Annotated in this window: 20 protein-coding genes and 1 riboswitch; of the genes, 11 read left to right on the forward strand and 9 right to left on the reverse strand. The window is 62.7% G+C overall.

Annotated elements, in window-relative coordinates:
- The 4 genes from gcvH to BLQ10_RS18895 form a co-directional block, all read right to left on the reverse strand.
- Positions 1-347 (reverse strand): glycine cleavage system protein GcvH (gene gcvH, locus BLQ10_RS18880; protein WP_091564552.1); only part of this gene is annotated, 347 nt, incomplete at its 3' end.
- Positions 348-471: 124 nt separating this feature from the next.
- Positions 472-1,620, reverse strand: a complete 1,149-nt coding sequence (gene gcvT, locus BLQ10_RS18885) for a glycine cleavage system aminomethyltransferase GcvT (protein WP_091564553.1) — start codon at positions 1,618-1,620, stop codon at positions 472-474.
- An 11-nt stretch (positions 1,621-1,631) separates the two neighbouring features.
- Positions 1,632-4,502, reverse strand: a complete 2,871-nt coding sequence (gene gcvP / locus BLQ10_RS18890) for an aminomethyl-transferring glycine dehydrogenase (RefSeq protein WP_091564626.1) — start codon at positions 4,500-4,502, stop codon at positions 1,632-1,634.
- Positions 4,503-4,650: 148 nt separating this feature from the next.
- Positions 4,651-4,749: riboswitch (glycine riboswitch) on the reverse strand.
- Positions 4,750-4,883: 134 nt separating this feature from the next.
- A complete protein-coding gene (locus tag BLQ10_RS18895; RefSeq protein WP_091564554.1) occupies positions 4,884-6,377 on the reverse strand; it encodes a PucR family transcriptional regulator in 1,494 nt (497 codons plus the stop codon).
- 223 nt (positions 6,378-6,600) lie between these two features.
- Here BLQ10_RS18895 and speB point away from each other — a divergent pair, with 223 nt between their 5' ends.
- The 6 genes from speB to BLQ10_RS18925 all read left to right on the forward strand — a co-directional run bounded on the left by speB (position 6,601) and on the right by BLQ10_RS18925 (position 13,352).
- Positions 6,601-7,605, forward strand: coding sequence for an agmatinase (gene speB / locus BLQ10_RS18900; RefSeq protein ID WP_091564555.1), 1,005 nt, complete (start codon positions 6,601-6,603; stop codon positions 7,603-7,605).
- Positions 7,602-9,074, forward strand: coding sequence for a purine-cytosine permease family protein (locus tag BLQ10_RS18905; protein ID WP_091564556.1), 1,473 nt, complete (start codon positions 7,602-7,604; stop codon positions 9,072-9,074). The genes speB and BLQ10_RS18905 overlap by 4 nt, the downstream gene beginning before the upstream one ends.
- A 59-nt stretch (positions 9,075-9,133) precedes the next feature.
- Positions 9,134-10,648 carry an aldehyde dehydrogenase family protein gene (locus BLQ10_RS18910; RefSeq protein ID WP_254785664.1) on the forward strand — a complete coding sequence of 505 codons (1,515 nt, stop codon included), beginning with the start codon at positions 9,134-9,136 and terminating at the stop codon, positions 10,646-10,648.
- Between the two features lie 28 nt (positions 10,649-10,676).
- Positions 10,677-11,972, forward strand: coding sequence for a D-arabinono-1,4-lactone oxidase (locus BLQ10_RS18915; RefSeq protein WP_091564558.1), 1,296 nt, complete (start codon positions 10,677-10,679; stop codon positions 11,970-11,972).
- Between the two features lie 101 nt (positions 11,973-12,073).
- Positions 12,074-12,832: an SDR family NAD(P)-dependent oxidoreductase gene (locus tag BLQ10_RS18920; protein ID WP_091564559.1), complete on the forward strand. Its 759-nt coding sequence runs from the start codon at positions 12,074-12,076 to the stop codon at positions 12,830-12,832.
- A 139-nt stretch (positions 12,833-12,971) separates the two neighbouring features.
- Positions 12,972-13,352: a VOC family protein gene (locus BLQ10_RS18925; protein ID WP_175558696.1), complete on the forward strand. Its 381-nt coding sequence runs from the start codon at positions 12,972-12,974 to the stop codon at positions 13,350-13,352.
- Between the two features lie 173 nt (positions 13,353-13,525).
- On the opposite strand, the gene BLQ10_RS18930 is transcribed toward BLQ10_RS18925, so the two are convergent.
- Positions 13,526-13,873: a nuclear transport factor 2 family protein gene (locus BLQ10_RS18930; protein ID WP_091564561.1), complete on the reverse strand. Its 348-nt coding sequence runs from the start codon at positions 13,871-13,873 to the stop codon at positions 13,526-13,528.
- Positions 13,874-14,199: 326 nt separating this feature from the next.
- Here BLQ10_RS18930 and BLQ10_RS18935 point away from each other — a divergent pair, with 326 nt between their 5' ends.
- Positions 14,200-14,742 (forward strand): PadR family transcriptional regulator, encoded by a 543-nt coding sequence (locus BLQ10_RS18935; protein WP_091564562.1) that lies wholly within the window; start codon positions 14,200-14,202, stop codon positions 14,740-14,742.
- Between the two features lie 5 nt (positions 14,743-14,747).
- Positions 14,748-16,460: an ABC1 kinase family protein gene (locus BLQ10_RS18940; RefSeq protein WP_091564563.1), complete on the forward strand. Its 1,713-nt coding sequence runs from the start codon at positions 14,748-14,750 to the stop codon at positions 16,458-16,460.
- A gap of 221 nt (positions 16,461-16,681) precedes the next feature.
- Here BLQ10_RS18940 and BLQ10_RS22860 read toward each other — a convergent pair whose 3' ends face one another.
- Positions 16,682-17,476 carry a phospholipase D-like domain-containing protein gene (locus BLQ10_RS22860; RefSeq protein ID WP_254785673.1) on the reverse strand — a complete coding sequence of 265 codons (795 nt, stop codon included), beginning with the start codon at positions 17,474-17,476 and terminating at the stop codon, positions 16,682-16,684.
- Between the two features lie 141 nt (positions 17,477-17,617).
- Between BLQ10_RS22860 and BLQ10_RS23160 the strand changes: the two genes are divergently transcribed.
- Both BLQ10_RS23160 and BLQ10_RS18950 read left to right on the forward strand, forming a co-directional pair.
- Positions 17,618-17,932, forward strand: coding sequence for a hypothetical protein (locus tag BLQ10_RS23160; protein WP_368086528.1), 315 nt, complete (start codon positions 17,618-17,620; stop codon positions 17,930-17,932).
- Positions 17,933-18,626: 694 nt separating this feature from the next.
- Positions 18,627-19,412, forward strand: a complete 786-nt coding sequence (locus BLQ10_RS18950; RefSeq protein WP_217635838.1) for an isocitrate lyase/PEP mutase family protein — start codon at positions 18,627-18,629, stop codon at positions 19,410-19,412.
- Positions 19,413-19,540: 128 nt separating this feature from the next.
- Here BLQ10_RS18950 and BLQ10_RS18955 read toward each other — a convergent pair whose 3' ends face one another.
- From BLQ10_RS18955 to BLQ10_RS18965, 3 genes are all read right to left on the reverse strand, one after another.
- Complete coding sequence (locus BLQ10_RS18955; protein ID WP_091564566.1) at positions 19,541-21,154, reverse strand: S53 family peptidase; 1,614 nt, start codon at positions 21,152-21,154, stop codon at positions 19,541-19,543.
- A gap of 248 nt (positions 21,155-21,402) precedes the next feature.
- Positions 21,403-22,410, reverse strand: a complete 1,008-nt coding sequence (locus tag BLQ10_RS18960) for a DUF2278 family protein (RefSeq protein ID WP_091564567.1) — start codon at positions 22,408-22,410, stop codon at positions 21,403-21,405.
- A gap of 790 nt (positions 22,411-23,200) precedes the next feature.
- Positions 23,201-24,529 carry a glycosyltransferase family 2 protein gene (locus BLQ10_RS18965; protein WP_091564568.1) on the reverse strand — a complete coding sequence of 443 codons (1,329 nt, stop codon included), beginning with the start codon at positions 24,527-24,529 and terminating at the stop codon, positions 23,201-23,203.
- Between the two features lie 267 nt (positions 24,530-24,796).
- Here BLQ10_RS18965 and BLQ10_RS18970 point away from each other — a divergent pair, with 267 nt between their 5' ends.
- Positions 24,797-25,642, forward strand: a complete 846-nt coding sequence (locus BLQ10_RS18970; RefSeq protein WP_254785665.1) for an amidohydrolase family protein — start codon at positions 24,797-24,799, stop codon at positions 25,640-25,642.
- Positions 25,643-25,702: the final 60 nt, after the last annotated feature.

A 25,702-nucleotide genomic window follows, 5' to 3' on the forward strand; every position in this document is an offset into this window, starting at 1 on the left:
GCCGAGAGCAGCGGGCCCTCGGACTCCGCGGCGACCTTGAACAGCCAGCCGGCCCCGTACGGGTCGGAGTTGATCAGCGCGGGATCGGAGACAACAGCGTCGTTGATCTCGGTCACCTCACCCGTGACCGGCGAGTACAGATCAGAGACCGACTTGGTCGACTCAACCTCACCGCACGTCTCCCCCGCGGTCACCCTCGAGCCAACCTCGGGCAGATCCACGTAGACGATATCGCCCAGGGCGTCCGCAGCAACCGCGGAAATCCCGATTCCCACGGGCCCAGCCCCATCCGAGGCAACCCATTCGTGCTCGGCCGAATACTTCAGTTCAGCAACTACTTTGCTCATGTTTCGCAATCCTTAGACTTTTGTGTTTGGTTTCGAAAGGCTCAATCACCGACAGTGAGCTCCCGAGAGGGGCCCGCCGGGACCGGAGCCGGGTACGCCGAGGCACCCGTTCTACAAGCGGGACTTACTTGTCCCGCTTGTAGAACGGAAGGGCGACAACTTCGAAGGGCTCCGGCTTGCCGCGGAGGTCGACGTCGACGAGGGTGCCGGGTTCGGCGTGCTCGACGTCGACATAGGCCAGCGCGACGGGATAGCCCAGGGTGGGGCTTGGCTGGCCCGAGGTCACTTCGCCGATGAGCCTGCCGCTCTTCAGGACGGAGTAGTGGGCTCGGGCGGCCCGGCGTCCCAGCCCCTTGAGGCCCACGAGTTTTTGGCCGACGGTGGTTCCGACCCCGGCAGCCTTGATCGCCGCCAGTGCGTCCTTGCCCACGAGGTCGCTTTCCTTGGCGAGCGAGACAACCGGGCCCAGGCCGGCGGCGTAGGCGTTGACGTAACGGGAGAGCTCGTTTCCGTAGAGCGGCATTCCGGCTTCGAGGCGCAGGGAATCCCGGGCAGCGAGGCCGGCGGGGATGAGGCCGTGGCCGGCACCGGTTTCCAGCAATGCCTCCCACAGTCCTGCCGCATCCACGTTCGGGATGTAGATCTCGAAGCCGTCCTCACCGGTATAGCCGGTGCGGGCAATCAGCAGGTCCTGGGCAGTGCCGTTGACGGTGAGCCCTACCTCGAGAGCGGCGTAGTACTTCAGTTCGGTGACCAGCGCGTGCTGCTCGGCCGGGACGAGGGTCAGCAGTATGGCCTCTGCGTGGGGGCCCTGAACGGCGATCAGCGAGGTCTCGGCGGAGGCGTCCTCCACGACGACGTCGAACCCGCCTTCTTGGGCAGAACCAGCCCGTTCGACCAGAGCCGCGGCTACCACCCTGGCGTTGCCCGCGTTGGGGACCACCAGGTACTTGTCCTCAGCGCGGCGGTACGAAATGAGGTCGTCGATGATGCCGCCGTCGGTGTTGCAGATCAGCGAGTACTTCGCCCTGCCGACGGCGACCGCCGACAGTTTCCCCACAAGTGCGTAGTCCAGGAAAGCGGCCGCGTCCGGGCCACTGACCCAGACCTCGCCCATGTGGGACAGGTCGAACAGGCCGGCGGCGTTACGTACCGCGTGGTGCTCAGCGAGTTCGGAGTCGTACTTAAGGGGCATCTGCCAGCCGCCGAAGTCCGTGAAGGAAGCGCCGGCCTTTTTGTGCTGCTCGTAGAGAGCGGTGTACTTTTCGGTCATTGGGTCAGTCCTTAGTCCTCGAACGTTTCGAGGGGTGGGCAGGAGCACACGAGGTTGCGGTCTCCGGCTGCGCCGTCGATCCGTCCGACCGGCGGGAAGTACTTGTCCTGCTTCAGCGAGGACACCGGGAAGACGGCCTGCTCTCGCGGATACTCACGGTGCCATTCAGAACTCACGACGGCGGCAGCCGTGTGCGGCGCGTTGCGCAGCGGCGAGTTCTCCACTGTGAAATCACCGTTGGCGACCTGTTCGATCTCTGCCCGGATGGTGATCATCGCTTCGATGAAGCGGTCGATTTCCACGAGGTCCTCGGACTCCGTCGGTTCCACCATCAAGGTGCCCGCCACCGGGAACGCCAGCGTGGGGGCATGGAAACCGAAGTCGATCAGGCGCTTGGCCACATCCTCTGCGGTGATACCGGTCTTGGCCGTCAGTTCGCGCAGGTCCAGGATGCACTCGTGGGCCACGAGCCCACCCACCCCGGTGTAGAGGACGGGAAAGTGCTCATCCAGGCGGGAGGCGATGTAGTTCGCAGCCAGCAGCGCGGACTTGGTTGCTTCGGTCAGGCCCTGGCCACCCATGAGCTTCACGTACGCCCAGGAAATCGGCAGGACGCCGGCCGAGCCGTAGCGCGACGCGGAGATTGCAACACCGGTCCCCGACGAAGAATCGTGAGCGGCCGTGTTGGCATCGCCGGGCATGAACGGTGCCAGGTGGGCCTTGGCCGCGACCGGGCCGACGCCAGGTCCGCCGCCGCCATGCGGGATGCAGAAGGTCTTGTGCAGGTTCAGGTGGGACACATCCCCGCCGAACTTGCCCGGTTGGGCCAGGCCCACGAGCGCATTCAGGTTGGCGCCATCGACATATACCTGGCCGCCGGCCTCGTGGATGGCATCGCAAACCTCGCGGACATCGGCGTCATACACGCCGTGCGTGGACGGATACGTGATCATGATCGCCGAGAGGACGTCCTTGTTGGCCTCGATCTTGGCCTTGAGGTCATTGTCATCGATCGTGCCGTCCGCAGCCGTGGCCACAACCACAACCTTCATGCCGGCCAGCACAGCCGACGCAGCGTTCGTACCGTGGGCCGAAGCCGGAATGAGGCACACGTTGCGATGGAAGTCGCCGCGGGAACGGTGGTAGCCGCGGATCGCCAGCAGGCCTGCCAGCTCACCCTGGGAACCGGCGTTGGGCTGAATGGACACCTGGTCATAACCCGTGATCTCGGTAAGGTCAGCTTCCAGCCCTTCAATCAATTCGCGCCAGCCTGCCGTTTGGGAGTCCGGAGCGAACGGGTGGATCGAGGCGAACTCGGGCCAGGAAATGGCTTCCATCTCGGCGGTGGCGTTCAGCTTCATGGTGCACGAACCCAGCGGGATCATCGTCCGGTCAAGCGCGAGGTCACGGTCGGACAGCTTGCGGATATAGCGCAGCAGCTGCGTCTCGGAACGATGCGTGTTGAACACGGGGTGCTGGAGGAAATCGGACGTCCGGACAACCGCGGCGGGCAGTTCGAACCCGGCCACGGCGCCCACCGGGCCGGCACCAAAGGCGACGGCCACCGCCGAGAGGACCTCCGGCGTCGTCGTCTCATCGACGGAGACTCCGACGGTGTCGGCGTCGATGACGCGCAGGTTTATGCCGCGTGCCTCGGCGGCGGCGATGACATTGCGGGCCTTGCCGGGGACGCGGACGGTGAGGGTGTCGAAGAAGGACTCGGAAACGAGCTCGCGGCCGGCCGTCTTGAGCGCGGTGGCAAGGGTACGGGCGCAGCCATGGACCGTTTCGGCTATCGCCTTGAGGCCCTCGGGGCCGTGGTAGACCGCGTACATCGAGGAGACGATGGCCAGCAGTGCCTGGGCCGTGCAGATGTTGGAGGTCGCCTTTTCGCGGCGGATGTGCTGCTCGCGGGTCTGCAGGGCCAGCCGGTAGGCCTGGCGGCCGGTCGTGTCTTTCGAGACGCCGACGATGCGGCCGGGAAGCGTGCGCTCCATGCCTTCGCGCACGGCCATGTAGGCCGCGTGGGGGCCGCCGAAGAACAGCGGCACGCCCAAGCGCTGGGCGGATCCGACGGCGATGTCGGCGCCCTGCTCGCCCGGAGGCGTGATGAGGGTCAGCGCCAACAGGTCGGCGGCCACGGTGACGAGCGCACCGCGTTCCTTGGCTTCGGCGATGACGGCGGAGTGGTCGAACACGCGGCCGGAGACGCCGGGCTGCTGCAGGACGACGCCGTTGATGACGCCGCCGGGCAGGCCCGTGGACAGGTCCGCGATCTCGACCTCGAAGCCAAGTGCCTCGGCGCGGCCCTTCACGATGGCAATAGTCTGCGGCAGGCAATCGGCGTCCAGCACAGTCTTCCCCGCAGCGGCGCCTGCTTTCTGTCCTGCGGACTTGTTGGCGCGGCGCATCAGCAGCACGGCCTCGGCAACTGCGGTGGCTTCGTCAAGCAGGGAGGCGTTAGCCACGGGGAGTGCGGTGAGGTCCTGGACCATGGTCTGGAAGTTCAGGAGTGCTTCGAGGCGGCCCTGGGAGATTTCGGGCTGGTACGGGGTGTACGCGGTGTACCAGGCCGGGGCTTCGAGGATGTTGCGGCGGATCACGGCCGGCGTGTGGGTGCCGTAGTAGCCCTGGCCGATCATCTGGACGGCAGTCTTGTTTTTGGAGGCGAGCCGGCGAAGCTCGGCCAGGACCTCGACCTCGCTAAGCGCGTTGCCCAGGCTGAGCGCAGTCTCCTGGCGGATGGATTCGGGGACGGCGACATCCACCAGTCCATCGACAGAGTCGTAGCCGATAGCCTTGAGCATGGTGTCAACATCGGCCTGGCGCCGGGCGCCGATATGCCGGTCCGCGAAGGCGGTGGGGGTTGATTGAACAGTCAAGAGGAACTCCATGATTCAGGCGCCCTGTGAGCGCCGCGATGATGTGGGTTCCTCCCCGCTCTGTATTGGACCTGAGAGATTCCGCAGACGTGGTTGCCCGCTTGCACCGTCGGTGAGCCCGGTTATCCGGGCTGCTTTCCAGAGTTGCCTCGCCGCGGCGGTACATGGGCCTGAGAGATTCCTGGGGAGGATTTGCTCCTACGGCGCCTGACTGGATGTACCGGCAGGACTCTCCCGCCGCAGATCAAAAGCGTTTGCGCCACTCGGAAGTGACGCGATTCACACAGTAGCCGGTTCCCCTGCCCCACGCAAGAGGACGACGTCTGCCCCTTCATGGAGCGAACCGGGCGGCCGCGGCGCCCGGTTCGCCGGATTCGCGGCCTACTTATGCATCGCCTCATGGATTTGAAGCGCAAACCAAAGCTGAGCCAAAGTGGACGTTTCGGTCATGTCCAGACCCGTCAATTCGCTGATTTTTCGGATTCTGTAGATGACGGTTTGCCGGTGGGCGAAGAGCGCCGCCGCGGTCTTTTGCCACGATCTCTGCGTATCGAGATAGGTCCTTAACGTCACGAGGAGATCGCCTTCCTGGCTCTGTTCGTAAGCGAAGATCGGACCCAGCAGCCGCTCTACCAACGCGGTCCCTTCCTCGAAGCTCGTGAGCCCCAGCCACGAGGCGCCCTCGGCGTAGCGGGCCAGATTCAGGGCGTTGCCCTTGGCCGAGCCGAGTGCCCACAGCGACTCCTGCAACGCACGCTGGATCCCGGGCGCAGACGTCGGCGAGCTGATGCCGATCCGGACGTCGGGACCCGCGCAGTGGATCAAAATATCGTCCGTTACCGCAGCGGACACCGCCACATGAAGTGTGTTGAAGCGCCGCAGGCAAGCGGCCGGAAAACCGTGGCGCCACAGTTCGACGTGGACGTTCCCCAGCCGCTCGCCGTGGTCGGCCGATATCGACACCACCAAGAAATCCTCGGCCGGAACATCAAAAGCCGTGAGCCGACTCTCCAGTTCCGCCGTTCCCAGGCGACCGTCGACCGCTTGCAGCAGGAATTCGCTCGCCAGACGGTGCTCGCTTTCCAGGGACAGGACCTTTCGTGAAAGTTCCAGCCCCAGCACCGTTGCCGCATGCAGGAGCACGACGGCGTCCGGGACGGGGTCGTTGTTGGGCAGCACCACCAGGAGCGCATTGGCGTGCGTGGGGATATCCATCATCAACACGTGCCTGCCGTGAAGCCGATGCCACTGGAACTTCTTCCCGGCCAAGGAGATTCGCCCCGTCAGCTGGGCCAATTCCGCCTGCAGGAAATCCGGCAGCGGCTGGCCGTCCGGATGCCACGGATGAAGGCAACGCCGGTCCACGACGAACAGATCTGCATCGAGCTCAGCCCCGAGGCCCAGAAGAAGGCCTTGCAAGGGGTCCTCGGAAGTTCCAGCAGTGCGGAGCAGGTCGTAAATGCGGGCGGTCTGGCGCAGGCGCCGCGATTCCTCCAACAGGGAAGATTCAGCCACAGTTCTGGCGATGGCGATGAAGGGCAGCGGGTAGGGCACGTTGATCAGCGGCAGCGGCAGCCGTTCACAAGCAGCCAGGAACTCCGGCATCAGCTCCGGCGCGTGCATCTGCGCTCCGATGGCCAGCGCACCGGCGCCCGCATCCACCAGCGCCTCGGCGAGCGCAACCTGCCCAGCAGCTTCGGCCGGGATGGACAGGCCATTGGTCATCATCAGCTCGCCGCCGGTGACCCATTCCCACAGTCTCGGCAAATCAGAGGTGTGGGCCCACGTGATCCGGTTGTGGTTACCTGCGGATCCGGCCAGAAGGGTGAGTCCCAGCTGGGGTTCCGCCAAGAGCTCGGCCACTGTAATTGCCATGGAATTGCGCTCCCAGCTCCTTGGTTTCCGACCATCTAGACACCCTTAGACATATGTATAAGAGCCTCGGCCATTTGTAGTCAATCTACCGCTATACGCCGTGATGCGCGTCACTAAGAATTGAATTACTTACTTCCCGCTCTACGGCGAGCGACCAGCGCCTCCCCCACCGAAACGCCGCCGGCGTCACCGCACGGCAGCCCAGCAATCGAAGGATCTCCGCATGACAACGCACAAGCCCATCGGCCCCGTCGACGCAACAAAAGTCCCCCGGTATGCAGGCCTCGGCACGTTCGCCAGGCTTCCCCAAATCGACCGCGTTCCGGACTACGACATTGCGATCGTCGGCGTACCGTTCGACGGCGGAACCTCCTTCCGGCCCGGCGCCCGATTCGGACCTGCCGCAGTCCGCGAAGCCTCCCGGCTTCTGCGTCCCGGATACCACCCCGAACTGGATGTTGAACCTGTCTATGAAGCGCAGGTTGTGGACGCCGGCGACATCGCCTGCACCCCTTACGACATCACGCGGGCAGTCCGCGAAATCGAAGAGCAGGCACTGCCCCTGATCAGTGAGGACAAGAGGCTCATCTCGATCGGCGGCGACCACACCATCGCCCTCCCGATGCTGCGGGCTTTGAACAAGGTCCACGGACCCGTGGCTTTGCTGCACTTCGACGCCCACCTGGACACGTGGGACACCTACTTCGATCAGCCGGTCACCCACGGAACCATCTTCCGTCGAGCATTCGAGGAAGGCCTCCTGGTCGAAGACAAGTCCATGCACGTCGGCATCCGCGGGCCTGTCTATGATCGCAACGACTTCCTCCGCGACCACGAATTCGGTTTCCAGATCATCCGCTGCTCGGACCTTGACGTCATCGGCGTCCCGGCAGCCATCGCGCAGGTCAAGGAGCGGCTCGGCGACACCCCGGTCTACGTCTCCATCGACATCGACGTCCTGGACCCGGCATACGCGCCCGGCACTGGTACCCCCGAAATGGGCGGGCTCCACTCCCGCGAACTCCTGGCACTGCTCCGCGGACTCAACGGCATCAACATTGTGGGCGCCGACGTCGTCGAGGTCGCCCCGGCCTACGACCACGCAGACATCACCACAGTCGCCGCGGCCACCCTCGTCTTCGACCTGCTCGCACTGATGGTCAACCGCAGCAAGGCCTCCACCAACCCCGTCCGTGAACTGCAAGCAGCCTCCTGGAGCGCATCATGAGCACTCGAACCACTCCCGTCGCCGCGGGCGAGGTGCCCCGGCTCGAAGACAAGACCATCCAACCCATCCCCGCCGACGAACGCCACGGCAAAGCCCGGGACCTTTTCACCATCTGGTTCGGTTCCAACATCATGATCATGACCATCGTGACCGGCGGACTCGCGACAACGGTGTTCGGGCTCAGCTTTGTGCCCGCCATCGTCGGAATCATCATTGGGAATCTTGTCGGTGGCATCTTCATGGCCCTGCATTCGGCCCAAGGTCCGCAGCTGGGCGTGGCGCAGATGATTCAGACCCGCGGCCAGTTCGGTTCGTACGGGGCGCTGCTGATCGTTGTGATCGTGGTGGTCATGTACGTCGGGTTTTTCGCTGCGAACCTCGTCTTTGGCGGCGAAGCGCTGGCCGCAGTCAACCCAGGCATCAGCGTTGACGCAGGCATCATTGTCATTGGCGTCGTGAGCGTCGTTGCCACCATCTTCGGCTACCGGCTCATCCACGCCTATGCACGCTTCTTGAGCGTCGTGGCCGGTCTGGCGCTGGTGCTGGCCTTCGTCTGGGTCCTGGCCGTCGACGGATTGCCGGCCAGCTTCCTAGACCAGGGAAACTTCAACTGGGTGGGCTTCATGGCCACCATCTCCGTCTCCGCCCTCTGGCAGCTCGCCTATGCTCCCTACGTCTCGGACTACTCCCGCTACATGCCTCAGGGCACCGGCTCGGCACCGGCGTTCTGGGCATCCTACTCAGGCTGCGTCTTGGGAACACTCTTCCCGATGGTCTTGGGTGCCTTGGTGGGAACGCTCGCCCTGTCACTGATCAACGATGGCAGCAACGTCGAAATAGTCGGGAGCCTGGGAGCACTGCTCCAGCCATGGACCATGGCAGTCATCGGAATCTTCTGCCTTGGCGTTGCAGCGTCGAACGCCATGAACCTCTACTGCGGAGTCCTGTGCACCCTCACCATTGGGCAGACGTTCAGGCCGACTTGGTTGCCCCATGCCAAGACCCGGACCATAGCGGCGATCCTCCTCTTCACCGTCGCCCTCCTGATCGCGCTGTTCGCCCGCGACAATTTCATCTTCTTCTACACGAACTTCCTGTCCTTCCTGATGTACGTCCTGGTTCCTTGGACAGCCATCAACCTGGTGGACTACTACCTCCTGCGGCACGGCGACTACAGGGTTGAAGACTTCTTCAAGCGCGACGGCGGGGTGTACGGAAGGTTCAACTGGGTGGCGATCGGAGCCTATGTTGCCGGCGCCCTGGTCCAGGTGCCGTTCTCGGCAACAGCGATGTTCACAGGTCCTATTGCCGCAGCGATGAATGGCGTGGACCTCTCCTGGATTGCTGGCCTGGTGGTCGTTGCACCCCTGTACTACTTTGCGGCGCGGATGTTCCGGAGGAAGTCTGAAGCGGCCGCCTTCCAGTCGCCCGCATTCGCAGCTGATCTGATTGAAGCCCCCCGGGCCTAACGCCCTCCCCTCACAAACTCCGTCGCCGAGACCGGCGCAGAAAGCAAAGGCTAACTATCATGGCACTCACACACCTCGAGCAGTTCACAGTCCGACGCTCCTCCGCGGAACAAAGCTGCGCCAGCGTTTTGCCTCCCGTTTTGCCTCCGACGGGGCACTTCATCGGCGGAACGTTTGTTCCCGGTTCCTCGACTCGCCTCATCGACGTCGTAGACCCCACCACGGAGCAGGTCATCGCGTCCGTGCAGGCCGGCACGGCCGCGGATGTGGACATTGCGGTTGAGGCGGCAGTGGCGGCCCAGAAGTCCTGGGGCGCCACCACACCGAAGGAACGGTCCGAGGTGCTCTCCCTGATCGCCAACATCATTGAAGCCAACCGTGAAGCTTTCGAAATCATCGAGTCCGCCAACACCGGCAAACCGCGAACCGTCGCGGAAGACGATGTCTCCAGCACCATAGACACGTTCCGATTCATGGCGGGCGCTTCCCGCACACTGACGTCCATGGCAGGTGGCGACTACGCCACCGGACACACCTCGGTCATCCTCAGGGAACCCGTCGGCGTCGTCGGCGTCATCACCCCGTGGAACTACCCGCTGCTGATGGCTGCTTGGAAAATCGCGCCCATCCTGGCTGCCGGAAACAGCATCGTCCTCAAGCCTTCGGAACAGACTCCGCTGTCGACGCTGAAGCTGGCAGAACTGGTAGCCGGACGCATCCCAGATGGAATTCTCAACGTCGTGACGGGGCAGGGCCGAACCGTTGGGCAGCGGCTCGCCGAACACCCTGATGTCGCCCTCGTTGCGTTGACGGGGAGCGTCGTCAGCGGACAGGCAGTGGCGGAGACGGCGGGCAGATCCGTCAAGCGCGTCCATCTCGAACTCGGCGGCAAGGCCCCTGTTGTTGTCTTCCCCGACGCCGACCTCCGCGCGGCCGCCGCCGGCGTGCGAAACGCCGGCTTCTGGAATGCCGGCCAGGACTGTGGCGCTGCCTGCCGCGTTCTCGTCCACGAATCCGTGGCTGAGGAGTTCACTGAGCACCTGGTACGTGAAGTCGGCACGCTCGTCGTCGGCGCTCCAGGCGCAGGAGACGACGTCGAAATCGGTCCCATGATTTCGCGCCCGCACTTCGAACGCGTGAAGGAATCGCTCGCGGAGGCCAAGGCTGCCGGTCTTCAGGTGGCCATCGGCGGCTCCGCTCTGGAAGGCCCCGGCTACTTCATCGAACCCACAGTGATCAGCAACGTACCGGCCGGGGCGCACATTGCCACCCACGAAATCTTTGGTCCCGTCGTCACCGTCGAGTCCTTCGGTTCCACGGAAGAGGCCATTACGCGGGCCAATGAGAGCCCTTACGGCCTTTCTGCCTCGGTATGGACGCGGGATTCGAGCCTCTCGCTCAGCGTTCCGAAACAACTCGACTTCGGCACCGTCTGGGTCAATTCACACCTGGTGTTGGCTTGCGAGGTTCCGTGGGGCGGATTCAAGGGATCCGGCTACGGCCGCGACCTCTCGCTGTATGCCCTGGACGATTACTCCCGGACCAAGCACGTCATGATCAACCACGGCGCATGAGCGTTAAGACCAGCATCGGAGCTCGGCAATGACCACCACGAATCATCCCCACACCGCATCGTCGGCGCGCGCCGCAACCCCGTCCGCACCCTTCGGGACAGACGTAACCTGGACCAATTGGGGCGGAAACCAGAGCGCCACGCCGGCCTTCACCGTCCGGCCGCGGACTGAACAGGACGCGCTCGACGCCGTCCGGTTCGCCATCCGCGAAGGCCTGCCCGTACGCGCAGTCGGCTCGGGGCATTCGTCCTCGCCGCTTGTCCAGACGGGCGGCGTCCTCATGGACATGTCCGCACTCTCGGCCATCACCGGAACCGACCTCTTGGGGCGCCGCGCGCGGGCCCTGGCCGGCACCACCATCAACGCCTTTGGCGATCCGCTGTGGGAGCAGGGGCTGGCACTGGCCAACCAGGGCGACATCGACAAGCAGCAGATCGCCGGGGCGCTCTCGACCAGCACCCACGGGTCCGGAAAGAACCTGGGCAGCTTCTCATCAGCCCTGCGTTGGGTCAGGCTGATCAACGGCTACGGCGAAATCGTCGAAATCGGTGAAGGGCAGCTCCGCGAACTCAAGGCTGCCCAGGTCGCTTTGGGGACGCTTGGAATTTTCCTGGAGGTCGAACTGGCGGTCGAGGACCGCTATTACCTGCAGGAGGAGATCACGTATCCCTCGTGGGCTGAGACCGCGGCAACGTGGCAGGCCGACGTCGACGCGAACAGGCACTACTCGTTCCTCTGGTGCCCGGACGACGATTCATGCGAGCTCCTGGACCTGCCCGGTTCGCCGGGCCAGAGCATGGCAAACCGCAGCTACACCAAGCGGTACAACATCGCCCAGATCCAGGACGAGCGTGAAATTTCCCGCACGGAGGGCGCCCGGCTGGACCGGGCGTACCGCATCTACCCGGGCGGATTCACCACACCGTTCCATGAACTCGAGTACTTTGTTCCCAGCGAGCACGGCCTGGAGGCCGTCGAGGCTGTCCAGGACCTGATCCGTACCAAGCATTCCGACCAGAAGTACCCCGTTGAGGTTCGCTGGGTGAAAGCCGACGAAGGGTACATGTCCCAGTTCCAAGGCCGCGACACCACCGTCATTACCCTGACCACCGAACCGGGAACCGACTACTGGCCCTTCTTCCGGGATGCAGATGCCGTACTGCAGGAATTCGCGCCACGTGCACACTGGGGCAAGATCCACTTCATGACGAGGAACCGCTTGGAGCGTCTCTACCCGGAGCTTGACACCTTCATCCAGGTACGCCGGGAATTCGACCCCCGCGGAATATTCCTGAACGACCACACTCGTGCGCTCGTTGGCTAAATCAGCCATCTAGGCTAAATCGGCAATTTCCGGCATGTGCCCCCGAGTCGTGACCGGGGGCATACTGCCCGCCCTGCCACAACCAATGGGGAAGAGAAGACATGAGCCATTTTCAGGACAAGGCCTACCTTGTCACCGGCGCCAGCTCCGGCATCGGTCTCGCGACCGCCCGGGCCCTTCTGGCGCAAGGGGCAAAGGTTGCGGCAGTCGGGCTCCCGGACCGTCTGCTTGATGACGCAAAACGCCAACTGTCGGGCGCTGTGGTCTTCCTCGAAGCCGACGTGTCTGAGTCCAAGCAGGTCGATAGCGCCTTCGCCCGGGCGGAAGCCGAACTCGGCCCCCTGAGCGGGGCCTTCAACGCCGCCGGAATCTCCAGTGTTGCGCCTATCGCCGAAACGTCCGACGAGCTTTGGCAGAGACTGATCCGGGTGAATCTGTCCGGCACTTTCCACTTCGCCAGGGCCGCGGCGCGAACGCTCTCATCCAACGGCGGCGGATCGCTCGTCTGCACTGCCAGCGAACTATCCCTCGTCGGCCAGGCCGGCTACACCGCATACACCGCGACCAAGGGCGGCGTCCTGTCGATGGTGCGATCCTTGGCCGCCGAGCTCGCCCCGGCCAGTGTCCGGGTCAACGCACTATCGCCAGGCACGACAGATACTCCCATGCTTGCGGCCGAGTTCGCGAACGAAGAAGAACGCGCCCGAGACGAAGCGTCCGTACCGCTTGGCCGGTTCGCCCTGGCTGAGGAGATTGCGGCCGCGGCGCTGTGGCTACTGGGCCCTGAATCCTCATATGTCACGGGAACAAACCTTGTTGTCGACGGTGGTCGAACGGCGACCTTCCCGCTTAGCCATTGAACCTCCCATCCAACACGCGTACTGAAAGGCAACATCCCGGCCGCCTCATTGATCGGCGGCTCCCGCCGGCACGACAATGAGTGAGCGGAACGAGGCTGCGGGGAGCGGTTTGGGCCGGGATCGGCGCTATAGTGCCCACATGATAAAGGGCGGAAACGCGACGATCTACGTGAGCGATATGGACCGCTCGGTGCAGTTCTATACCGAGATCCTGGGCCTGCGCCTGGCCTTCCGTGCGGGCAATCATTGGGCCGGCATCGACGCGGGCGGCGGGCTGCAGCTCGGATTGCACCCCGCTGGCCCGCGCAGCCCCGTTCCGGGCACTCCCGGCGCAATCACCGTGGGATTCGGCGTCGACGAGCCGATCGAAAAGGTGGTCTCTACGCTGGAGAGTCACGGAGTGCTCTTCCACGGGTCCATAATCGATGACGGCCCCGTCAAGCTGGCCTTCTTCACAGACCCGGACGGCAACGAGCTCTACCTGGCTGAGGAACGCGCAGAAGCCCGAAACGATTTGTAGCGTTCCTGCTGGGCGAAAGCTCGAGGATCGCGACAGAGACGCTGTAGAAACGCTCACCGCCCGGGAACAATACACTTAGGCTGCCCCGCGCAGGTCCGGTCGTCATGATCGAAGGCGACCCGGCGGCTTGGCTTGCACGCCGCTGGGTCCCCTGTCGCTCACTCATACGGCGGTCATGCCCAGATGTATTCCTCGGCGATCGCTCCGTCCTTCCACTTGGCGACGGTCACCATGCGGCCGCCGCCTTCGAACTCGCCGATCACGCAGGTCCACTCGCCGGAGCCGAAGGCGATCGGGTGGGAGGTGATCTGCGGCGGTGTGCCACCGGCAGATTCGACGTAGGCCTTCATGGCGTCGATGTGTTCCTGGACGCCATGGGTGGGTTCCTGGCCCTTCCAGTCCACCAGGACGTCGTCGGTGTGGTGATGGGCGAAGACCCCGTTCCAGTCGGCGTTATTCCAACCGGTGAAGTCGAGATCATCCATGCCTTTGAGATTCGCTGCCACCTGGTCATCAGTCATGAGCTGCTTCTTTCCTAGAGCTGCTGGAGATGGTTGGTTGTGTGCTGCCCGTCCGCGACTGCCTGTTGATAAGGGGCTGTAGTCCCCGCGTCCGGATGCCCCGAGATTATCCGCGGGACGCGAAAAGCAAAAGGCTTCCGAGCCGCGGTATCCCAGGCCGCCACAAACCCAGGCATGACACATCAGGTGGTGTCGGATTCTCCGTGGACGGCATTGCCGGGAACTTCGTGCGTGGCCCCCACTCCGTCGGCTTCTCGCACTGCTGGTTTTGGCGTATATCGGGATGTATCGTTGACCATCGTTCGCGATTCACCAAGGAGAGCAGCATGCGTAATTCATACCCGGCGGCCGGATTTGGCGGCCCCAGCTTCGACGGCATGTGGCAGGCCGTTGAAGAGTTGCGTTCAAGGTTTGAGAAGCGCTCGGGCACCCGCGCGGGGCGAGGCGAGGTGCGGTCGGCGGTGCTGGCCCTGCTCGCCGAGCGGCCGATGCACGGCTATCAGATCATCCGTGAAATCGAGGAGCGCAGCAAGGGCAGCTGGAAGCCGAGTGCCGGCTCCGTCTATCCCACGCTGCAACTGCTGGCCGATGAGGGATTCATCCGTGCCGAGGAGTCCAACGGCCGCAAGATCTACTCGCTGACCGAAGCAGGCCGAGAGGATGTAGCGCGCGCCGATGCGTCAGCGCCATGGGAGTCAACCGGCCCGGCATCCGGCACCGGATTTGCGGCACTGCCCAAAGCCGGCGTCGAGCTCGCGCAGGCCGCGTCCCAGGTGGGTCGCACCGGCTCGCCGGAGCAGGTGCAGCAGGCCGTGGCGGTGCTCGACGAGGCACGTCGTCGGCTGTATTCGATCCTCGCCCAGGACTGACGGCGGTGACGTCGGTTCGTCGGGACCGAGCAGATCCGGTACCCGGCGCCGGGGACACCCGTGTCCGTTACCGTCGTATCCTGCGCTTCGCCGCGTGGCATCTCGCGGTGACGTGGTGGTTTGAGCTGCTCCTCCCCCGCGTCGGGCTAGGCAGAATTGCCGATCGCACTCGGGCGAAGAGGATGCGGAGCTTCGCGCAGCACTTCCACGCGCTAGCGGTGGACCTGGGCGGTCTGATGATCAAGGTTGGTCAGTTCCTTTCGTCCAGGCTCGACGTACTTCCGCCCGAGATCACCAGGGAGCTTGAGGGACTGCAGGACGAGGTGCCCCCCGTCCCGTTCCCCGCAATCCGTGCACTTGCCGAGGCGGAGCTGGGCGCCCCGCTGGACCAGGTTTTCGCCTCGGTCGAGGAGACCCCAATTGCCGCCGCCTCCCTCGGGCAGGCGCACCGGGCACAACTCCTTCACACCGATGCCGCCGACACCGGGCTCGATAACGTGATCGTGAAGGTGCAGCGCCCGGGCATCCACGCGATTGTCGACGTCGACCTGGCTGCGCTACGCAAAGTGGGCGGCTGGCTAAGCCACGTGCGCCTCGTGTCCGATCGTGCCGACGTGCCCGCACTGGTTGAGGAGTTTGCGCAAACCAGTCTCGAGGAGATCGACTACCTGCATGAGGCAGCGAATGCAGAGCGCTTTGCCGCTGACTTCGCCGACGACGACAGGATGACTGTGCCCGACGTCGCATGGGAGCGGACCAGCCGCCGCGTGCTCACCCTCGAAGATGTCACGGCGATCAAGATCACGGATTCCGAGGCGCTTCTTGCGGCGGGCATCGATCCGGCGCAGGTTGCCACGGTTTTCGCGTCGGTCATGTTCGACCAGTTGTTCACGAACGGCTTTTTCCACGCCGATCCGCATCCCGGCAATATCTTTGTCACTCCGGTTACCGATTCGTCCGCAGAGCGCCCATGGAAGCTGACGTTCATCGACTTCGGCATGATGGGCGAGGTTCCGCCAACCACTCGCAACGGCCTGCGGAAGCTGCTGATCGCGGCCGCCTCGCGTGACGGTAAGGGCTTGGTGAGCGCGATCAGCGACGTGGGCGTGCTGGTACCGTCGGCCGAGACGGCCGAGCTTGAACGGGCGATGACTCACCTCTTCGCCCGGTTTGGCGGGATGGGCTTCGCCGAGCTTCGGGAGGTGGACCCGCGGGAGTTCCGTGATTTCGCGGCAGAGTTCGGCGACCTAGTTCGCTCTTTGCCATTCCAGCTCCCGGAGAACTTCCTGCTCATCATCCGTGCGATGTCACTGACCTCGGGTGTGTGCAGCTCGCTGAACGCCCGGTTCAACCTGTGGGACTCGGTCGAACCCTATGCAGGGCAGCTGCTGCGCGACGAGCGCGGCAACATCGTGCAGGACGTGGCTCAGCAGGCGCTCGACGCCGCCGGGGTCGCCCTGCGCCTACCGAAACGCCTGGATGGGCTTGTCACTCGAATCGAGGACGGGTCACTGGCCGTGACCAACCCGCGCCTCGAACGGCAGATAGCACGGCTTAACCGCACGGCAAAGCGATCGGCCTCGGCACTGATATTCGGCGCCCTGCTCATCGCAGGTTCCGTCGTCCGAGCGGACGACACGGTGCTCGGCACCGTGCTGATGATCGCCTCAGGGGTACCGCTGCTGCACGGGCTGTGGGTGGGGCGCCGCCGCCCCTGAATGAACTGGTGAGCCGAGACTCAGCTGTCGGCCCAGCGCCCATAGCCCGTTCCAGTTGCAGGACTAAGGTTCGTTGTCCGGTCAGTCCGGGCATGGTTCCTGCCCCAGTCTTCAGTGATCCGAAGCGCGGTCTCCGGCATATTTATGGAAGCGTGCCTGGCGCTATCTATCGCGACGCACGCAAAGGAAAGTGCGGCCCTCTCTACACCACCGTTGCCTGCCTAGAACTGGGTGGTGCCGCGCAGCCTGTGTGGGCGGCCGTCTGGGTCCACGACGAGGCGGCTGATCGGAACCGCCCAGCGGCGCTGGAGGACCGACACGGGTTCTGGACTGTGGTGGCGAACATGTCCGGTGGGTCGGGGCGAGCGGCGGCCAGTTTCGTGCCAGCGGTCGAGAGCGTCGGCGGTGGTGTTCCAAAGTTCGAGCCCGGTCGCCGGGTCGTGGAGTCGGGAATCGTTCTGGTCCAGGCCCAGGTGTTCGGCCCAGAGTTGGAGGCGGAGCCCGCGTGCCAACAGTCGGGGAGCGTCGTAGCCGGTGTCTGTGCCGGGAGGCTCCCGGTCGGCGGCCGTCATGTCGAGTACGGCGCAGGTGAGCTCGCTGTCGGTGGTCCATGATCGGCGGTTGAAGTTGTCTGAGCCGCAGGTGAACCAGGTGTCGTCGATGATGCAGATTTTGGCGTGGACGTAGATCGGTGTTCCGGTGCTGTTTTCCAGGTCGAACACGCCGACCCTGTCGGGCGCGACCCGGCGCAGCATTCTGATGGCGCGCAGTTGCCCGATCCGGCTAGGCGGCCCTGCGAGGGGGCCATCGGAGTCGGGGTAGCGGGGCACGACGGCGATCACGTTCAATTCGGGGTTCCGTTCGAGAGCCTCCGCGATTCCGGCTGCGACCTCTGTCGACCACAAGTACTGGTCCTCGATGTAGATCAGGGAGCGGGCGCGAGCGAAGGCTTTCGCGTAGGCGCGGGCAACGCTGCGCTCTCCGGCAGGTGCGTACGGGAACGGGGGACGTTTCACACCGTAAGTGCAGAGCAGCTGCACGGCGTGAGGTCCCGCCGGTGGTGGTGGCGGTGCAGTGGCCGGGAGCGGCTTGGGGTGCCGGGGCATACGGGCGAGACGCTGCAGCAGCATCCGGTAAGGGGTGCGTCGGTCCAGGGGATGTGGGTCATTCCACCGTTCAGCGAACACTGCGAGCACATCTCCCACCACGGGGCCACGCAGTTCGAGGGCTGCATCGTGCCACGGGGGTCGTTTCCCGTACCGGGAATCCATGGTCACCGCTTGCGGGTCTCCGGCGTGATCGGCATCGTCTCGACGGCTGTGGCAAAGGTCGATCCCGCCAACGAACGCGACGTCCCGCGAGGGGTTGTCACGATGGCGGATGACGAAGAATTTTTGGTGATGGGAGCCGAACAAGCGTACTCGCTGATCCAGCAGCACCTCTCCGCCGGCTTCGTTGATCTGACGACCTAGGAGCTCGTTGGATCGGCCGCTCATCGGGGCTGACACGCGCTCGCCGTGGGATCTCCAAACAAGGCCCCGCACGTCCACTCCCGCGCGAGCCAACCCCGCGAGCAGATCGCCGATCGACGGTCCGTCCGCCAGCAGCCGCTCGTCGGCATCGCCACGCCAGTCGGTGAACCACACACTGTCTCCCGCATGCAGAGACATAAGCTCCTCATGCAGTCGGGCGAAGTAGGTGGCTCCATGAATCAGGGGCCGCACGAGGTTGCCCTCCGACCAGGACGGCGACCCGGCACTACCCGCTTGCTCACCTGTGGCCAGATTCCCCCGCTCAGCGCGACTCAGGAACCACGTACCAGCATCACTGTCCACTCGACGCACTCTACGGGGCGCCGTGAAGAAGTAGCAATGCAAGAAGCACCGTCCGACAACGGAAATCAAGAGACACTGCAGAAACGCACCACGGCACCGGCTTCTCCAGATTGCACGGAAGTCATGTCGCTCCCGCCCGGACCCACAAAGAAGAGGTAACACGGCCACCAAAAGCCTAAGAAGGAGGGGCCCGATGCACGAACGACCAACGGAAAAGGAAACTCCCCCGGCTCGGCTCCTTCGGTCCCCCATACCTCCCTTGCGGTACCCGGCCGCGTTTGTAGACTGATCGGGGATCTATCTATTCGGTTGGCAGGGGATGGGCACGAGAATGGCGACTTTTCGGGAACTCCACCACACTATCGAGCCACTCCTGTTGCCCAATGCGTGGGACATCGGATCCGCCTTGGCATTTGCGGCAGCGGGATTCCCGGCCGTCGGCACCACCAGCTTTGGCATTGCGGCAAGTGCCGGGCTGCCGGACGGGGTTCGGTACAGCAAGACGGTAACCGCCGCACTCGTGGCGCAGCTGTGCCGCCTGCCTGTCCACATCACCGCGGACGTCGAGGACGGTTACTCCGATGACCCCGCCGAGGTTGCAGAACATGTGGCGCAACTAGCTAACCTCGGCGTGGCCGGGGTCAACTTGGAGGACAGCACGGCCGGGCACCTGGTCGATCCATCCGCCTTTGCCGACAAGGTTGCCGCCGTCAAGCGACGCAGCCCGGCTGTGTTCATCAACGCGCGGGTAGACAACATATGGCTCGGCGAACAGGCCACTGTGGATGCCGTCCTGCTCCGTGCCGGTGTCTACGCCGACGCCGGGGCGGACGGGATCTTTGTCCCCGGACTTGTGGTTCCGGACGACATCCAGACCATCACCGCTGGCATTGGGCTGCCGATCAACGTGCTGGCACATCCCTCGCTGACTGTTGCCGAGCTGGGTGAGCTGGGGGTCCGGCGGGTGAGTTCCGGTTCCTTGCCGTACCGCGCAGCAGTTGACGCGGCGGTGAACGTGGCGAGCGCCCTGCGTGACGGCAAGCAAGTGCCCGCCGCCACCCCGTACCGGGAGATGCAGTCGCGTCTCGTGTCATTCAGCCAACGTTCCTCGGGTTGACCGCCGGTGCGAACCCCGCTAGGAGACGGGCTGTATGCCGGTCTCGGCTCAGCTGCTCAGCTGCTCAGCCGTCAGCGGACACCAGGCCGACCAACTGCTGATTATTTCCGGATAGCCGTCACGGTGCTTTAATGGCTAACCCCCTTGAGCTGATTCAGCAGGATTCTGCCATTCGGGGTGCCCAATCCTGTGCAGGGATCCCAACCTGGACCTGCAAAGAAGGTTCCGTTATCGCCGCTCCTTATGTCCCTGAACCCGGGCGCGGGTTTTCCGCCAGATGTTGAATTGTAAATCTGAGGCTGCAGGAGCCCGAACCGGCGGTTTGCTGCCTGCGCCAGCCTGACTACCAAGGCGGCCCAGAGGGGGGCGACGGCGCTGGTGCCTCCGAATACCGAGTCGGTGCCGTCTACGCGGACCTTGTATCCTGTTTGCGGGTCAGCCACGCCGCTGACATCCGGCACGCCTCTGCCGTTGCGAGGAGCATGCTTTTTGTCTCCTTTGACGTGTGAGAGCGCCGTCCGTTGCCAAGGCGGAATTGAGAATTTGTCGCTGTAGCCACCGCCAGTGGCCGAATGGGGATTTTCATTCCACACGGTTTCCGATTTGATAATTCCGGTGGCGGTGTCAGCCTCAAGCCGTGTTCCACCGCAGGCCAGCGCGTGTGGACTTGAAGCGGGAAAATCGGCGTGGTCTCTGCCGTCGGTGACGCCGTCCTTGCTGCCGTTGTCGCCGGCGGCTGCGGTGACGGTTGCGCCTAAGGCGGCGGCATCAGCCAACGCTTGGTCGAGGGCTTTGCGGGCCTGCGCGGTCCAGTTGTCCTCACTCTGCCCCCAGCTGATGCTGATCGCAGTGGGTGTCGGATCGGCATGGGCCGCGCTGCTGAGGGCGTCCACGAATCCGGCGTCGCTGTTGGGTGCGAAGTAGACGACGATATTCGCCTTCGGGGCTAGGGCCCCAGCGACCTCGACATCCAGCAGCACTTCACCGTCATCGCCGGTCGGATCGTGCTCTGGCTGATTGGATCCGCCATCGACTCCCACGGCAGTTACTGACGGGGAGTCAATGCCGAGTCCTTGGAAGTATGTGTCCAAATCTTCGCTTTCATAACCGCCGCCGAGTTCAAGGATCGCAAGGGTATGCCCTGTGCCGTCCGTCTCCGCAGGGAAGTCGTAGATTTTTCCAAGCTCCAGGGGCGTGTAGCTGATAGGGCCGGTTGCGGCCGGTCTGAAATGAGCACGGGCCTGGGGGCGGTCGTCTAGGCCCAGGACTGCGGTGACAACCCCGTCCAAGGTTTGGGGAATACTCAGTCCACCCGTCCGGTGACGGTGGACCACCATTTTGCCGTTGGGCGCTTCGCTGGTCACCTGATCAAGGGATGTTCCAAAGATCCTGCTTAACAGACGCACCGTACCGGAGACCCGCACGCGCCGTGAGGCAGCGTCGGATTCGACGACCCGTGCTCCCAATTCCGTCAGAGTTTGAGTCACGAGATCGATATCGTTCTGGGATGCCCCGTGCCGTGCGACGAACTGCTTTCGAGCCATCGGCTTGCTCAGTGAGGCCGCCGGGATCTGTTCCTGTCGGCGCAGAATAAGTGTTATCTCGATGACCTGATCTGGGTCGAGGGCTGCCCGGGTCCCTTCAACGTTCGGAGCTGGTGCCCGCTCGCTTCCGAGCAACGGTGTCAGGTGCAGGGAATCTACCTTGCGCGTCCGGTCCGAACTCCTGCTGGCATCAGCCATTTTTGTCTCCGTTTCCTTGAACAGCGGGGCAGGTCAGCTAAGGGATCTGACGAGCTGGAACAACTCTGGTTCATTGGTGTCTGCAGGCCCGCCTACGGCCGTCCCGCTTTGCGGTTGTGTGAATCAAATGTTCGCCATGGCGTGCTATCGACAGTGAACAGCTCGTGACGTTACTCCAGCGTTACTGGGTGAGTTCGCTGATTCCGCGAACCAGCATCTAGCCGGAGCCCGGGCTACGTCGGCCCCGGTCAGAAGACGACGGTCCACCCCTCCCGCCCCGCTTGCTCCCCGGTATATGAAACGCCGTCGACCTTCAGCCCCTGCGCATCCAGCAGCGTGATGGCGCCCCCGTTGTTGCCCAACTGGACGCCGCCGCCCAGCGGCACGCGAAGCGTCCCACCCGCGCCCAGGGATGTGGAAGGTACCGGGCAAGTGTTGATCAGCCGGTCCGCAAGCCGCCATCCGGCCAAGTCGATAGGATCCGGGGAGGCGTTGATCAGCAGCACGGATTCGGCCTCCGGTGCCGGGCCTGCGGGGTTGACCAGTGCGGCCAGGATTCGCATTGCCGCTGCACCGGGTTGGGGCCGTGGCGGGGTGTTGGGAATGGTGTGGCCGGTGGCGTCGTCGGTGTGCCACGCCTGGCTTTGGAAGGCGAGGAAGATGCCGACCCAGCGGGATTCTGCCGGGAAGTGCATCAGCATCCCGCCGTCCTGCCACACGCCGTCATCCCTGGTGAAGGCGCCGCTGTTGCCTTGGTTCATGTGGATGTCGTGGACGCCGTTGCCGGGGACGAAGCCGAAGACCTTGTCCGGGATGCCTGGCTCCGGTCCAAAGCGCTGACCGAAAACGTAGAGCAAAGCCTGGTCGTTGGCAATTGCCCGTTGGACGTAGTGGTCCAGCAGGTCCGCCAGATCGTTGTCCGGACCTATTACGTCCGGCGGAAGGAGGCGCAGTGCCGCCGGGTCGAAGAGGTTGCCCCGGATGAAGTCAAGGTTGGGGCCGCCCGGGCCGACGGGCAGCGGGGTCCAGCCGGCAGCGGCGCCGGGCAGCAGCCCCAGGATATGGTGGGCAAAGTCGTCATTCGCCAGGTAGAGCAGCTCGGACGGTGCCTGCTGGGACTTCACGTTCACCGCCGCCCGGTAGTCGGTGCCCCGGGCGTCGCGGAGGTGGATCTGGTAGTGCGGTGTATCGGCCGCTCCCTCGCGCCGGCTGCCGACCGCACGGGCGGCGAGGACACCGTATTGCTGCAATGGCATTGCTTCCTCCAAACGCTCCAGACAGCCATAGCGGCGCGGCGGGCCGCGGTATGCCGGTTCGAGTCAACCGTGTCCGGCGTTACTGCGCCGTTACGGCTCGTAGGCGCACTACCGCGCCGACGAAGAACGCGAGGCTAGGAACGCCGGCCATGTTCGTGGAAAACGGGAGCAGTACGGCCAGTGTCCCTTGGCCAAAATTGCAGCCGACGTTAGACATCCCCATAAGGGCTCCTTGGTCACGCTGGAAGCACACAACGTCCGCCACCACTACTCCCGGGCGCCTGACCCGCTCAACCACTGTGCCCGAGGTGGGACTCGAACGGGATTCCGGGCCTTGAAAGTCCGTCACTCCCCCAAAAACACAGGGAATCCGTCTCAGTCCGGCACCTGTACGAACCGATCCGACGGCCAGGGTGTGCACATTGTGCACACCCTCATGCTTGACCACGTTGATGCACCGTCCAGACGCTCGCCGCAGCCTTCGGACCCGGCAACCCCTACCTGCTGCGCCCCCAGGTGCGGGAGAACTTCGGGTGCACCCTTGAAAAACTCCAGGACATGGTCCCCGTGCCGCTCACAGCAGCCCCGGCCTCTTAGACCGAACAACGCCTCACCGGGCTTGATCGATCAGGCAGGGTTACGAACCAGCCGCCTTCAAGGTGTACTTGTGCGAAGACTGACCGTGGGATCGAAAGCCGTGTGATGACAATCATGAGCCCCTTAAGTTCAGCCACAGGCCAGCGATCCCAACCACCCAAGCCCCGCACCCAGGGGTGAAAGTCCTTTTGTACTAATTAACGCTAAACCTCTCCCAATCCTTTGCAACTTCCTTAGAGAACGCAACTGCACCCGATCTATTTGCAGTGAGAAATTGAGGATTCCTTTTTTCATCGTGCTTAAAATCGAACTTAATAGATACAAGTCCGTTCTTGTCTTTGTTTAATCCGAAGATCTGAGCAACATTCCCTTTGGATTTCCGCGGAACGCCGTCTCTATCCGAGCAGACAAAACTCGCCTTTCCACTTTGAATGAATGATATGAAACATTCAGAGCTATCATAATTAGCAGTAATCCTGATGGGGATAAAGCTAGCGTTATCCAGCACCGCTTCATCTACGGCTCTAACCATATCCTCACGAACTGAATAGGCCATGATGTCGCCATGAGAGTTGGTGACATTTTTATTTATGAACTCTCGGTCATCAATGTTAACTACAAATCCAGCCTCTAAACATTTTGACATTTTATTTTCATCAAAAACATGCATCTTTAAATATGCATCGTGAAGTGATTCTTCACCGCTCTTTGCATAACGATCCGTGAGGTACTTGATTCTAATCTTAGACGCCTCATCCAGGAACGGGGTGTTGTAAACCTTACCTGCGCGGTTAATCATCTTTTGCACAAACAGTGGTCTTGTCATTGCCTCAAAATGCAATACGAACATTGAGTTCATCACGAATCCGTGAGAGAAATTTTCATTCATGGGGACCGGCAAATGACATGACGGTCTAAAAATATCCTCGGATGTTCTGATAAAACTTTTTCCGGTGACATGGCCAAAGAACCCAGACTTATGCTTCAAACCTTCATCTGGATAAATCTCATTCCAGAAATCATAATCGATCTTTCTTCTTGATTTGAAGTATCTGGTGTCGAATGTATTAATTAGCGACTCTGGTTCTTTGTTTAGATAAACAGCCTCTAGAGGCCGAATTAAAGCAGAAAATACGTTGCCTGGAATGTATGACAGCTCTTCTTCAATGTTACTCATCGGGAAAAGCAACTCATCAATATCAACGTTCAACAACCATTCTGTTTCGCAGATGGATGATGCGTGAAGCAAATTATGATACTGCCTATATTCGACATAATCAGGACGCTCACCCTTTTTATATCTTAGTGGATGGAAATGCTCTCTGAATTTCCAGAAATTATCATCGCATAAGAGAAAAACAACTCTATCATCATTTACTTTGTTATATATATCTTGATCATCTGGGGAGTCTAGAAATATATACATCTTCGAAACGCCAAGATTGATGTAATGGTGAATGAATCTTTCTATTAATTCATCAGGCGCTTTTACTGTGGTAACCAATGACCACGTAGAGGACATAATTCTTCCTAAACTATTCTGTGAAAATATAACTGATTGTGTTTATAGGCATTTTGTGCCATAAGTCTATAGCGAAAACCTGCCCCGCGGGGACGTCAAGGTCATTGACGGCCGCGGCCAGACCCTGATGTCGGGCCTTTGCGACGCCCACACCCACTTCACCTTGAACAACGGGGACCTCAACGGCCTGAAAACCACGCAGGTGGAAGAACACCTGCTTCACACCGTGCAGTCCGCCAAAACGTACATCGACTACGGCTACACCATGTGCTTCGGCGCCGCCAGCGCCAAGAAGCGCCTCGACGTCGTGGTCCGCAACGCCATCAACGCCGGCGACATCCCCGGCCCCCGTATCTGGCCAACGCCCAGGAAACCGCCACCACCGCCGGCGCACTCGTCCGCGGCATCGCCCAGATCGCCGACGGCGTCCAGGAAATGCGCAAGGTCGACCGCGAAACCATCGGACTCGGCGTGGACCAGATCAAACTCCGCATCTCCGGGGAGGAAATCACCGGCTCCAAGGCAGCCACCGACACCTACATCACGGAAGAAGAACTTCAGGTCGCCGTCGACGAGGCCCATCGCCGCCACGTCCGCGTCTGCACCCGCGCCCACAGCCGCGACTCCGTCATCATCTCCCTGAAGACCGGAGTGGACATGATCTACCACGCCTCCTACATCGCCGACGAAAGCATGGACATGCTCGAAGCCGCTGAAAAGGCTGGCTACGCCCGTGAACACGAAATCGCCTGCAAAGCCATCCAGGAGATGCGCCGCCGCGGCATCGCGAACCTTCCCGGCGGAGACTACGGCTTCGCCTGGACACCCCGCGGCACCTACGCCCGCGACCTGGACCACTTCGTCAGGCTCTTCGGCTACACCGGAATGGAAGCCATCATCGCCGCCACCGCCCTCGGCGGGGAACTCTTCGAAAAGCCCAACGAACCCGGCAAGGTCCTGCCCGGCTTCTACGCCGACTTCATCATGGTCGACGGCAACCCGCTCGAAGACATGACCGTCCTGCAGGACATCACCAAGATCACCGCCGTGATGACTGCGTCAATGATGAATCGAGCCAGGTTCATGTTCATAGTTGACGCCTTGAGTTTGTGAGCGATTTACAGCAATTCAGGGGGGACCGTTTTAGTAGTTGTTTCGCACTGACGGTTCCCC

It is taken from the genome of Arthrobacter sp. ok362 (genome assembly GCF_900102785.1).
Lineage (GTDB): Bacteria > Actinomycetota > Actinomycetes > Actinomycetales > Micrococcaceae > Arthrobacter.